Source organism: Sulfitobacter sp. (assembly GCF_036961165.1).
Classification (GTDB): domain Bacteria; phylum Pseudomonadota; class Alphaproteobacteria; order Rhodobacterales; family Rhodobacteraceae; genus Sulfitobacter.
On sequence record NZ_JBALVJ010000087.1, the window covers coordinates 1 to 12,285 of the forward strand.

General features: G+C 52.8%; 14 protein-coding genes. 11 read left to right on the top strand and 3 right to left on the bottom strand.

From position 1 onward, the window contains the following. The 11 genes from V7730_RS19915 to V7730_RS19965 form a co-directional block, all read left to right on the top strand. Positions 1 to 296: hypothetical protein (locus V7730_RS19915; RefSeq protein ID WP_335749322.1), on the top strand; the 296-nt coding region annotated here is incomplete at its 5' end. A gap of 236 nt (positions 297 to 532) precedes the next feature. Further along, positions 533 to 1,210 (top strand): TetR/AcrR family transcriptional regulator, encoded by a 678-nt coding sequence (locus V7730_RS19920; RefSeq protein WP_335749323.1) that lies wholly within the window; start codon positions 533 to 535, stop codon positions 1,208 to 1,210. Between the two features lie 202 nt (positions 1,211 to 1,412). Then, positions 1,413 to 2,264 (top strand): ABC transporter ATP-binding protein, encoded by an 852-nt coding sequence (locus V7730_RS19925; RefSeq protein ID WP_335749324.1) that lies wholly within the window; start codon positions 1,413 to 1,415, stop codon positions 2,262 to 2,264. 10 nt (positions 2,265 to 2,274) lie between these two features. Then, positions 2,275 to 3,048, top strand: coding sequence for an ABC transporter permease (locus V7730_RS19930; protein WP_335749325.1), 774 nt, complete (start codon positions 2,275 to 2,277; stop codon positions 3,046 to 3,048). A 32-nt stretch (positions 3,049 to 3,080) separates the two neighbouring features. Then, positions 3,081 to 4,106, top strand: coding sequence for an ABC transporter substrate-binding protein (locus tag V7730_RS19935; protein ID WP_335749326.1), 1,026 nt, complete (start codon positions 3,081 to 3,083; stop codon positions 4,104 to 4,106). A 79-nt stretch (positions 4,107 to 4,185) separates the two neighbouring features. Next, positions 4,186 to 5,673, top strand: coding sequence for an amidohydrolase family protein (locus V7730_RS19940; RefSeq protein ID WP_335749327.1), 1,488 nt, complete (start codon positions 4,186 to 4,188; stop codon positions 5,671 to 5,673). 16 nt (positions 5,674 to 5,689) lie between these two features. After that, positions 5,690 to 6,115: a nuclear transport factor 2 family protein gene (locus V7730_RS19945; protein ID WP_335749328.1), complete on the top strand. Its 426-nt coding sequence runs from the start codon at positions 5,690 to 5,692 to the stop codon at positions 6,113 to 6,115. A 3-nt stretch (positions 6,116 to 6,118) separates the two neighbouring features. Further along, positions 6,119 to 7,003 carry a polysaccharide deacetylase family protein gene (locus V7730_RS19950; protein ID WP_335749329.1) on the top strand — a complete coding sequence of 295 codons (885 nt, stop codon included), beginning with the start codon at positions 6,119 to 6,121 and terminating at the stop codon, positions 7,001 to 7,003. A gap of 254 nt (positions 7,004 to 7,257) precedes the next feature. Further along, complete coding sequence (locus tag V7730_RS19955) at positions 7,258 to 8,280, top strand: IS1595 family transposase (protein ID WP_335749330.1); 1,023 nt, start codon at positions 7,258 to 7,260, stop codon at positions 8,278 to 8,280. A gap of 267 nt (positions 8,281 to 8,547) precedes the next feature. Further along, complete coding sequence (locus V7730_RS19960; RefSeq protein ID WP_335749331.1) at positions 8,548 to 8,940, top strand: nuclear transport factor 2 family protein; 393 nt, start codon at positions 8,548 to 8,550, stop codon at positions 8,938 to 8,940. A gap of 832 nt (positions 8,941 to 9,772) precedes the next feature. Continuing rightward, entirely contained in the window at positions 9,773 to 10,405 is a 633-nt protein-coding gene (locus V7730_RS19965; protein WP_335749332.1) for a tyrosine-type recombinase/integrase, read from the top strand. Positions 10,406 to 10,764: 359 nt separating this feature from the next. Here the strand turns inward: V7730_RS19965 and V7730_RS19970 are convergent, their stop codons facing one another. From V7730_RS19970 to V7730_RS19980, 3 genes are all read right to left on the bottom strand, one after another. Then, positions 10,765 to 11,181: a pentapeptide repeat-containing protein gene (locus tag V7730_RS19970; protein WP_335749333.1), complete on the bottom strand. Its 417-nt coding sequence runs from the start codon at positions 11,179 to 11,181 to the stop codon at positions 10,765 to 10,767. An 87-nt stretch (positions 11,182 to 11,268) separates the two neighbouring features. Further along, a complete protein-coding gene (locus V7730_RS19975) occupies positions 11,269 to 11,553 on the bottom strand; it encodes a TFIIB-type zinc ribbon-containing protein (protein WP_335749334.1) in 285 nt (94 codons plus the stop codon). 295 nt (positions 11,554 to 11,848) lie between these two features. After that, the coding region (locus tag V7730_RS19980; RefSeq protein WP_335749335.1) for an SLC13 family permease at positions 11,849 to 12,285 on the bottom strand (437 nt) is incomplete at its 5' end.

Sequence of the window (12,285 nt, forward strand, 5' to 3'; positions counted from 1 at the left end):
ATCTGCGACAAGACAATCTCGCCGCTCACGTGGTGCAGTATTCCACCGGCGTTCTTATCAAAGCGTTTCTTGATGAATATGCAGCGTTATGTGCGAAGCACGGGATTTCAATCAGAGGCGAAGGCCAGCACCTCAGTGAGATGCGTGGTTTCATCGGGGGCTACAGCGCTGTCCGGCACGTCGGTGGCGGCTATAGCTTTAGAGAAAACACACGCGGAAACCGTAAAGAAGGACCTTCAGCCATATCTTCAGATGAACTACCTGAGGGGCATAATTTTACTGAGGCGCTGCGCTGAAGTTCGCTTTCGCAGAAAATCTTCACCTTTTGGGGGTCGTCTTCCCCATCGTCCACTCCTCGATGGTCACGATGAGCCAGAAACACTCACTTATCAGATACGCCTATTTGGCCCCACAGGCGTTGACGTCAGACACTGCTTGGTATGCCACTGACCTTTACCATGCAGTATTCAAACGATTACATGTTTCGACAGATCAACAGTCTACAAAAAACAAAAAGTTGAGACGATAGAAGATGGCCGAAAAACTTGTCAATCAATCCAATGTCACAAATAGAAGTTCAAAATTCCGAAGCCGCGATGCTGCGCGGACGCAGGCCGAAATCTTGACTGTAGCTGTGGATGAATTTGCCGAACACGGATTTCATGGGGCTCGGGTAGATCGCATCACCAAGGCTGCAAAATGCAACTCGCGCATGATCTATCACTATTTTGGCGGCAAAGAGCAGCTCTACGTCGCAGCACTCGAAAATATTTTTCAACAGATCCGAGACCAAGAAGCGCAACTGAACTTTAGTGGGGGTGATCCTGCGACAATGGTAAATGAATTGGTAGAATTCACCTTCGATTACTTTAGGAATAACGCGAACTTTCGCAAAATGACGCGTAACGAAAATGCTTTGAATGGTATATATATCGCGCGTTCCGCTATGATGCGCGATATGTCGGAACCCCTCATTGTCGCCATTAGCGATCTGGTAGAACGCGGTTTTTCCAGCGGTGCGTTTAGCCGAAAGCCTGATCCTGTCCAGCTCTATTTGAGCATTGTCGCAATTTCGGCACATCACCTGAACAACGCAGCAACGCTTGGCATCGTCGTCGGACAGGACTTGTTTAACGAAGATTTTCAGGAGGAGCGTCGGGAACATGCGATTGATCTGATCCTAAGCTACCTTGGCATCCAGAATCGATAGCTTGCCGGGATTGTGATCGGGCATCACTGTGGCTTGCCCCGATCGTTGAACCTGTGTGTTTTCGCGATCAGGAGATCACAGGCTGCTACATTTTCACGCCGAAATCTGAAATCACGCCTGTTTCTTGTGCGATCTTCACTAATTCTAAATATTTTTACTTAATTTTATTTATCGCCGCAGCACGCTGCAGTCTGATGGCTGCATGAACATATTAAATCATAATGAACAGGCCTCCGATACGGCCCGAAAAGTAACACCTGTACAGCATCGCTATGCGGTAGAGTTGCAGACTGCATCCGTCGTTTTCGGGAGAGGAGAGGACGCTGTTACTGCGCTTTCGCCTACGTCTCTCAAAATGGACGCTGGCGACTTCGTTGCTCTGGTTGGACCTTCGGGTTGCGGCAAATCGACGATTCTGCGGCTTGTAAGTAATCTGATCCAGCCATCATCTGGCGTGGTTCTTGTGGGCGGACGAGAAGCCGCTGCAAAGCAGTTGCGGATCGGCATGGCATTCCAAAATCCGACGATGCTACCTTGGTTGACGATTGAGCAAAACGTGATGATGCCACTGAAGATCGTCCAACCTTTCAAATCGACCTTCCACAAAGATCGCAAAGGAGCGTTCCGGGATCGAGTGCATAATCTTTTGGAACAAGTTGGTTTGCAGGACTTCGCAAACCATTACCCATGGCAACTGTCTGGCGGGATGTTGCAGCGATCGAACCTGTGTCGCGCGCTAATACATGAACCAGATCTGCTGCTGCTGGACGAACCCTTTGGCGCATTGGACCAGTTCACCCGGGAAGAGTTGTGGCAGATACTTCAGGATCTTTACCTCGATCGCAAGCCGACGGTGTTGCTGGTCACGCACGACCTGCGCGAAGCAGGTTTTTTAGCCAAACGTATTTGCGTGATGAGCGCGCGGCCAGGCCGGATCATATCGGACGAAGCGGTGAACATCCCGCAGCCGCGAGACATTGGTATGATTTACAGCCCCGAGTTTGTCGAAATGACCCAAGGCCTGCGCGAATTGATCGCACAGGTTCGTAAATAGGATGTCTCGCATGACCGAGAAAACGCGCATCAGAATGATGTCATTCTCCCTGATCTTTGGCTTTTTCCTGATGTGGGAAGTGCTTTGTGTCTTGTTGAACGTATCTGACCTTGTTCTACCGCGCCCTTCGGAAATTCTCGTGACGCTATGGGTCAAGTTCCCAATATTGCTGCCACACATTCTCCAGACGTTGTTTTCTACGCTTACGGGTTTTGTGCTTGGTGTGGCTATCGGAACTGCGCTTGGTGTGATGGTTGGCACATCTAAAGTAGCCTATGCGGTTGCATATCCGCTTCTGGTGGGTTTTTCCTCCATTCCCAAAGTCGCGGTTGTACCAATTTTTGTGCTTTGGTTCGGGTCAGGCACTACGCCTGCAATTCTGACTGCCATGGTCATCTGTGTGTTCCCGATCGTTGTGAATATCGCCACGGGTCTCGCTACGACGGAACCTGACCTTGAGGATGTTCTGAAAACGCTTGGAGCTTCGAAACGTGAAATTCTCTGGAACGTTGGGCTTCCGCGCACGATGCCCTACTTCTTTGCAGCGCTGAAGGTTGCGATCACGCTGTCCTTTGTCGGCGCTGTGCTTTCGGAGACTGTGGCCTCCAACCGCGGGATCGGAAACGTCATGATGACCGCGTCATCGAACTTCCAGGTCTCGCTGGTGTTTGCCGGCCTCATCATCCTCGCCCTGCTTGGCGTCGCACTCTACGCCTTGTTCTCCTGGCTGGAGCGCCGTGTGACAGGTTGGGCGACACGCGGCAATGACATCACAATCACTTAATTCCTCTTCACATCAACACAAGGACAGCTGAAATGAAGCATATTCTCATGGGGGCCGCGTTCTCCTTACTGGCAGGCACCGCGCCGCTTTTTGCCGAGATGACCGAAATCCGTTTTACACTTGGCTGGAAGACACAAGGGTCTGACGCGCCATTTTTGTTGGCACTGCACAAAGGCTACTTCGAAGAAGAAGGTCTCAATGTCACGATTGACCAAGGCGAAGGGTCGGCAGCGACGGTCACGCGGATAATGGGGGGTGCCTATGACGCCGGATTTGGCGACATAAACGCAATCATCCAGAATGCAGCCACACGTCCGGGCGAAGCACCAGTCATGGTCTACCAATTATGGAACCGTCCGCCGTTTGCCATTGTGACGCCAAAGACCGCTGGCATTGAAACCCCTGCTGACTTTGAAGGTAAGACCCTGGGCGGCGCGCAAGGCACACCGACGACACGGCTGTTCCCAGTTTTTGCCGAGATCAATGGCATTGATCTAACTAAGGTCGCGCAGGAAAGCATGGCACCCAACCTGCAAGAGCCGATGATGATCCGTGGCGATATTGACGGCGCATTCGTGTTTACGTCGACAAGTTGGTTCAACCTGATCGCCAACCGCCAAGACCCTGCCAACGACTTCAACTGGTTCAACTTCGAAGATTACGGCATGGATTTGTATTCCAACGGAATGATGGTTTCGCGAGAGCTTTTGGCGGACAACCCCAAAGCCGTTGCAGGTCTCGTTCGCGCCGTGAACAAAGCGACGATGGAAGTTGCGGCCAACCAGGACAGCTCGGTCGAGGCCTTTATGGCCTACGACAATCTGATTGATGCAGATCTGGAAAGGGCGCGTTTGGAATTTGCACTGACCAACCTGATGAATGCCCCCGAAGTAGAGAGCATCGGTATGGGCGATCTTGTCGACGAGCGTTTGACCCGCTCGATCGAAATCGTCGCAAAAGGCTATGATCTTGAACGTTTACCTGAAGCGTCAGAGATCTTTGACCGGTCCTTCCTCCCTCCAATTGAAGAACGCACTTTTGTGACGACAATCAACTAACTGCCCATCCTTTTCGCGACAGGCTTGTTCCTGTCGCGAAAATTTCATTTTGGAAGACAAGTCTTTCGGAGACGTGTTTTTGCGGGAACCTATGATGTCCAAGCGTCAGATGTTGCTAAACGGTGGCCAAGTTCTGGTTAAAAACGACCGCTTTGAGCGGGTTTCCATTCTTGTGCGCGATGGCGCTATCGCAGCCCTTATTCCGGATGGCAACGGGCCTGATGATGCAGAACAGATTGATGTCAGCAATCGTCTAATCATCCCGGGTTTAGTGAACGGACACACCCATTCACACGGTGCGCTTGGGCGCGGCGGAGTCGCCGGTGATCTAACGCTGGAGCCATTCTTGTCGGGTGCTGCGTGGCTGAACGGATCGCGCCGTGTCGATGACCTGCGCCTCGCGGCCGAACTTTCCGCAGCAGAATTGATCCGAAAAGGCTGTACAGCCTGTTTTGATCTTTTTATCGAACTTCCCGGACCGACGGTTGGAGGTATACATACAGTTGCCAAGGCATATCACGACGCTGGACTGCGTGCTGTTGTTGCCCCGATGATTGCGGACCAGACGATCTATCAGGCTCTGCCGGGGTTACTGGATCGTTTTGAGCCACTGCTGCGTGAAATCGTTGCGGCCTTGTCGATGCCAGAATGGAGACACATCATGGCGACCTGCAGTGATGCTTTCGCCACATGGCCAGTGCCGATGGAGCGCGTGCGCCCCGGACTTGGCCCTACGATTCCGCTGCATTGCTCGGATGCCTTTTTGCAATCGTGTGCAGCTATGTCCAAGCGCGATGAAATGCCTCTTCAAACACATCTGGCGGAAACACGCATGCAGCAGGTTATGGCTAACCGCAAATATGGCACCAGCCTCACCGCGCATCTGGATCAATTAGGCGTTCTTGGTCCGCAGTTCAGCGGCGCGCATGGTGTCTGGCTGTCACAGCGAGAGGCGGACCTGCTTGCAGGTCATGAGGCCTGTATTTGCCACAATCCGCTGAGCAATTTGCGTCTTGGGTCCGGCACAGCACCTGTACGGATGCTCATGGATAGCGGTGTTGTCATGGGCATCGGAACAGACGCATCCAACACATGCGACGGGCAGAATATGTTTGAAGCGATGCGCCTTGCCGCGACGCTCAGTCGCGCACAAGCTGTCGATAGCGCAGAATGGGTCTCCACGCGCGAGGCATTTACAATGGCGTCCACAGGCAGCGCGCGGATCATGGGGCTCAAGAATGTTGGCATGATCGCCGAAGGTTGGTCCGCTGATATGGTGTTCCTTGATGCGGGCTATTGCCACTATACACCGCTGCGTAATCCTTTGGACCAGATCGTATTTGCCGAAAACGGTACCGCCCTGCGCGAAGTTATGATTGCAGGCGATTATGTTTTTGCAAACGACCGCGTGCTGACCTTGGATGAAGCATCACTTGCGGTCAGGGCGCGAGATGCGGCAGAGCGTCTTGATGCAGCAAACGCGCAGACTCGCCTGATGAACGAGGCCGCATCAACCGTAGTGCAAAGTTTTTGCCGCGCCAACTGCGCGCTCCCCTATCCAAATTAAATAGAAAGTTGGTGACATGGACCAGAATTCAGATCCCGTAGGTGCTGCAAAAGTGATCGTCGAAAGTTATCTTGAACGGTCCATGGTTCCGGACCCGGAAGGTGCCGCAACCTATATTAGTGATGATTTCAAACTGGTTTTCACAGGCGGGCGTACATTCTCCGGTCCAGCAGAAAGCGCGGATTTTAATGCGAAACGATATGCTTGGGTCAAGAAGAATTTCCTGCGCACCGATGCCGCTTTGGACGATGAGACTGGCGATGTCCACGTTTACAACACGGGCTATTTGTTTGGTGCATGGAAGGATGGGACCACATTCGAGACGAACCGCTATATGGACAAATTCGTTGTGCGCGGCGGAAAGATTATCAGCACGGATGTCTGGAATGACAGCGCAGAAATCATACTGCACAGAGCAGGTTTGGCAGAGGCGGAGCTTTGAATTATGCTGACGCAACACGGAAGATACGCCTACTCCCCGATCACCAAACGCGCAGACTATAGTTGGCCAGACGGCAAACGTCTTGCTGTCTATATTGGCCTGAACCTTGAACACTTTGCCTTTGGCGAAGGGCTCGGCGCTGAACTGGCACCCGGCGGCCCTCAACCAGATATCCTGAACTACGCTTGGCGCGACTATGGCAACCGTGTTGGTGCATGGCGACTGTTGGAGATGTTCGATGCGTTAGATCTGCCCGCCAGTGTGATTGCGAATAGCGCGATGTATGGCTACGCGCCTGACCTCATGACAGCGTTCAGTTCGCGCGGTGATGAAATCGTGGGTCACGGGCGTACAAATTCTGAACGCCAAAGTGATCTGGATAAGGTCGCAGAGGCCGCATTGATCTCCGAAGCGACCGATGTCCTACGTGATGCTGAAGGCACGCCGCCAAAAGGCTGGCTGTCGCCTTGGATCGCAGAAAGCTACAATACGCCAGACCTGCTGGCACAATCGGGATACCGTTATACGCTGAACTGGTGCATGGACGATCAACCGGTATGGATGACGACGAGTTCAGGTCGCCTTTTGTCTGTCCCCTATCCACAAGAGATAAATGATATTCCGTCTATCGTTGCGCGCAAGGATGGCGTTGCCGATTTTGCAAATATGATCATTGATAACTTTGACGAGATGCTTGAGCAGTCGGTGCGTCAACCCCTTGTGATGGGAATAGCACTACATCCATACCTTGTGGGTCAGCCTTACCGGCTTCGCCATCTGCGGCGTGCGTTGTCGCATATTGCTTCCCACCGCGATCAGGTTTGGCTGACAACAAGCGGAGCTATATCTGACTACTGTTATGAAGAGATATCAACCCTGATCAAATGATCCACGCACAGTCGCGCGGGGGTCGTCAAGCTGCGCTCATGGGTCTGAGAGAAGCTCTTATCAGTCTACTATTCATGGGTTCAACGATTGTTGGATTTCCCTTTTATCCACGAAAAGAAACGTTGGTTGAGCCATAGCTTTGAAAACCATAGGAAAACCTCGGACCTGTTACCGTTTCGCGCGAAATGACCTGTTCCCTTCGGGAAACGGGTAGTTGGCCAATATTGTCGGCTCCCAGTCATTGGAGTGCCGACATGATCACAGAACTGAAATCCGTCAGGGACATCTGGAAGAAGATGCCGAGCGAACATCACGGGCGCGTCTTCCTCGAAGAAATGATCTGGCCCACCGGCCGGTATTGTCCACACTGCGGCAGTGTGCGGTCTGTGGCGCTTCGCTGTCAGTCTGCGCGTGCCGGACTGTATCAATGTTCCGAGCACGAATGTCGTCGTCAATTCACCGTCACCACAAGAACGCCAATGCACTCGACCAAACTGGATCTTCGAGTGTGGATTTCCGCGATCTTTCTCGTGCTGACATCAAGCAAGGGAATCTCCTCGGTCGTCATGTCACGAATCCTGGGCGTGAACCAAAAAACTGCCTGGAAACTCGGTCACGCCATCCGTGAACTGATGGACGACAGAGAAGGGATCGCCAGTCAGTTGGGCGGCATAGTCGAGGTCGATGAATCCTTCGTGGGAGGTGCCCCCAAGTTCAAGAAAGGGGTCAAAAACAAGCGAGGGCGCGGCACCAAAAAGCCTATCGTGCTGGTTGCCGCTGACCGCAATGGCCAAGCCAAGGCGACCCTGGTTCCGAACGCCCAGGGCGCAACACTTGGGCCAATCATGACAGAATGGATGGAACCGCATTCTGTTCTGATGACTGACGGTAACAGGGCTTATCGCAAAATCGGCAAAAAATTTGCTGCACATCATACGGTCAATCACGGTGCTCGACAGTATTCCCGCCCCAGTCTCGGGGCGCACATCAATACAGTGGAAGCCGTCAATTCTCAGGTCCAGCGCGCCCTTGTCGGGGTATATCATCGCCTTGGACGAAAGCACCTTCAGCGATACCTCGACGAGATCCTGTGGCGCTGGAACCATCGTCAGCCAGCCGTGAAGGTTCGGCAAAAATTAACGAAATCAGGTACTAAAACAGTTACGACTACAACGTGGAAGCCGATACCAGTCGTCGAACAGATGCGTGGGCTTCTGTGCTTCGCGATTGGGCGGCAAATGCGTCGCACGCCTGAATGGGGCTTGACCTGGCCATAAGATCAACGGCAGCTTCGAGCCCAAACCACCCACGGCCTGCCACGTCGAGCTTGCACGTTCGGCGAGAATCCTCACGTCACTGACGGCCCAGAGCCGACATTGATCTGCCGCGCGGTGCACGGAAGGTTTGAGCCCCGAGTGACAGCCTTTTGCAATGTTTCGAATGGCTGCTCTTGCGAATAATGCTCCAATCGCCAGAGCAAATTCTACTGGACGAAAGAAGGTGGCATGCCATGATGCTGGTGTTTGATCAGGAAAGGTGAGGCAATGATTGATGTGCAAGCCGTTGCCAAAATGGCAGCAGACTATACCGCAGCTTGGAACTCTAAGTCCGCAGAGGCGGTGGCTTCCTACTACGCAGAAGATGGCGAAATCATTATTAACAATGGCGTTCCATGGAGCGGTCGTTCGCGCGTTCAGGACATGGCCGCAGGTTTCTACGCAGATGTCCCAGATTTGACGCTTACATGCGATGACGTGCGTTGTGCAGGAACTCATGTCATTTTCGTTTGGACATTTACGGGCCACGACGCAACCAGTGGAAATCCGCTAAACATTAAGGGCTGGGAGGAGTGGGAGGTTGGTGACGACCTCAAAGTAAAGGCTTCGCGTGGGTGGTTTGATGCCGAGGATTACGGACGGCAAGCCGATGGCAAATAGCCATATTCGATGTTTGCAGACACATTCTTGGGTGTTCGCGTTAGTGTAATCGTGCTTCCAGGTGACCTGACGGAAAGCTGCCATTCAGCGTTGTCAGTTCAAATGGCGCTTCGTCCCGAAGAGCAGACTTTAGCGGACATGCCGCGAAAGGACCTCATTATTTTCATGTGACATCCACATTCGTGTGCGAAGTAGATTTCCCCATAACTGGGAAATTTCAGCACCTTCGGCCCGTCGGTTTTTCAGATCGGCGGGTCTATTGCTAAATGACGGCTAAGTCTGCATAGCGGTCATCGGTCCGACGTGCAGCGAAGGTCTGCAAGGAGCCCACAGCGGAAGTGTTTAATTCGTGCTGCGTGCGCTCGCAGCGAGAAAAATGCTGCGGGTGCGCGAACTTCGGCGCTGCTATGCAGCGGCAAAACCGGCCATTCAATCATCAGGCAGCAAATGAAAAGCCGCGAATTCACACACTTCGGGACTTAGCGCCACTTCGTTACCGAGAGAGCGATGTCTGAAACACGGTGCAGAACAGCTGTTCCGCTATGGCTGGTCTGCTGGGTATTCAGATTGGCGATCGCATTCGCTTGCGCAAGCTATTCCGATGCAAAGGTTACGGCATTGTCTTCAGCTTCGCCGAACCCCTTGGGCACAGGAACGTCAGGCAAGCCAGCCGCCCGCTGTTAAGTGCGCGCCCCGTGACCACGCGGCTGATATCTGTCGTGCCATCATCGCTATGAAATATCCCTGAGAGCGGCCATTACCTTTTCTGATAGAATTTGCCAATCGACACTGTGTCGATGCCTGGGTTGGAGGGATGGATGGAGGAAAACTCATGTCCAGAATCCAACTTCCCGCAGTTAAGTCAAAACGCCGACCTTGGAACAAAGGACGTCTGGTTGGCCAAAAGCGCCCGTTGCTTCCCAAACAAGCCTGGGCCATTCGTGCGCGGCTTGAACTTGCGGGCAATCTCAGAGATCTGGCGCTGTTCAACCTCGCAATTGACAGCAAGTTGCGAGGCTGCGATCTCGTCCGATTGAAAGTTACTGATCTCGTATCCAATGACAGGGTTCGCGAACGTGTTTCTGTCATCCAGAGCAAGACCAAACGGCCGGTGCAGTTCGAAGTCTCCGAAAATACGCGCGATTCTCTATGGAACTGGGTTTGCAGTCCAGAAATGCTCGGGTGCAACTTTCTTTTCCCAAGCCGTTTCCATGACCGGCCTCACGTTTCGACTCGGCAGTATGGACGTCTAGTCCGGAACTGGGTCACAGAAATTGGTCTCGATCCGAGTGCATATGGCACCCATTCGATGCGGCGCACGAAGGCCGCGCTGATCTACCGTAAAACTGGCAATCTTCGCGCGGTCCAACTTCTACTTGGACACACCAAGGTGGACAGCACGGTGCGGTATCTAGGTGTCGAACTTGAAGACGCCCTGAGCATCGCGGAAAAGATCAACATTTGAGGGTCTGGCGAACGGCTTCATGCCGTCGTCTTCACAGACCGTGATTGCACAAAGGCTGGGCAAGTAGCGGCTCAGAATCCCACGATCCAATTCTTTGAAACACAACCAATTTCTGCTGTCTAAATACTGCGGTTAGACGCAACAGGCATGTTATCACCTGTTGCAAAATACTATTTAAACACTTTTGCTGATTTGGGGTCACCAGAACATTCCGTTGACCTCGACTTTCTAGGCGACCAAAAACGGCAAAAGTAATGCTGACTGACTTGGAGGGGGCCAACAATAGATTGACATTTCGTCGGACGAGCACGATCGGATTAGGTGAAGTTTATATGCAGACCGTTTTTGTCGCTGCTCGATCAGTTGCAGTCTGAGTTGTCCATAGAATCGTCGGGCATCTGAGTATTGCAGAGCAGTGCAGACTGCAAATTTGTGTTCTCAAGTACGACACCTTCAAAAACCGCGCCGCGCAAATCGGCGCCTTCAAAGGATACGTCTATAAGCGTCGAACCTGTAAAACTTGCGCCACGCAAGTTGGCAGACGCAAAATTCACGTCTCGCAACACGGACTCATTGAAGATGGCGATATTGAGTTGAGCCGCGTGAAAATCAACAGCGTTAAGGCGTGATTCTTCTAGGTTTATCCCCGTCAATTTACGCTCGGAAAAATCCGCACCATCGAAAATGCAACCACTGCAATCTCCGAGCATGCGCACGTCTTCAGATCTGTCGACATCCTGGCCGTAAGCGGAGGTAGCGACCATGAACATCATCATGAGCATCGCCGTTTTTATCATTTTTGTTCTCGAGTCCGCTCACGCGCAAATGTTTCCCATCAGGTCTCGCAAGACCTACTTGGCAGGTCAAAAGTCGAACAGCTCGCCCAGAAGGGACCTGCGCCGCTTGTTCCGCGGCCTGTCACGTTCACCGCGATGGTCTTCATCGTCCCAATCGCCATCCGCAGCGCCGCGCGTACTTGTCCCGCGTGAAGTTGGGCTCGCTGCTTGCGGCGCTGGTGCGGCGCGTTCGATAATTTTGTCAAGTTCACCGCGGTCCAGCCAAACCCCACGGCACGTTGGGCAGTAATCAATTTCGACACCGCTGCGGTCCGTCATCACCAGACTCTCGCCATCAACCGGACATTTCATCGTATTTTTCTTTCTTTGGTTTGGGGTTAAGGATGGCGGAGGACTATTTGGTTCAATCAATACAACGGGATCGGCATTATCACTTCGATTCACTGCAAGAGCTCCTCATTCTTCCCGGTCGCTTCTCACTGATCTAAATGGCTACTGCCCTTTGAATTTCAATGACTTCACCGGCAAGTAGGCGTTGTTTTGCTGATCCTGGAAAGCCTGTTTCACCCCATTGTTCCAGCACCAAAATTTCGCTTTGCGCCGAGGCAAGCTTGCTGGACGGCGAACTAACGCTGATAACATTTTTTTAGGGTACAAGTGGCCAAATGAGCGGGATCAGCAACACCGTCGCTGCCCCGGTAATAATGTTCATGGGAATACCGATTCTCAGGAAATCGGTAAATCTGTACCCACCGGCATTGTAGACGAGCGTGTTGGTCTGGTAGCCGATTGGCGTCGCAAAGCTTGCGCTTGCGCCGAACATCACGGCCACCACGAAAGGGCGCGGATCGAGTCCAAGCTGGATTGCCACGCCCGCAGCGATCGGTGCCAGCAGGACGGCGACGGCGTTGTTGGTGACAAGTTCCGTCAGGATCGACGTCAGGGTATAGACCAGCGCAAGGGCGACGATCGGTTGGACCGTCGACAGCAGCGGTGAAACCTTGGCCACAATCAGCGCAAGCGCGCCCGAATTGTCCAATGCGCTCCCCAATGTCAGCATCGAGACGATCAGCAACAGCAACC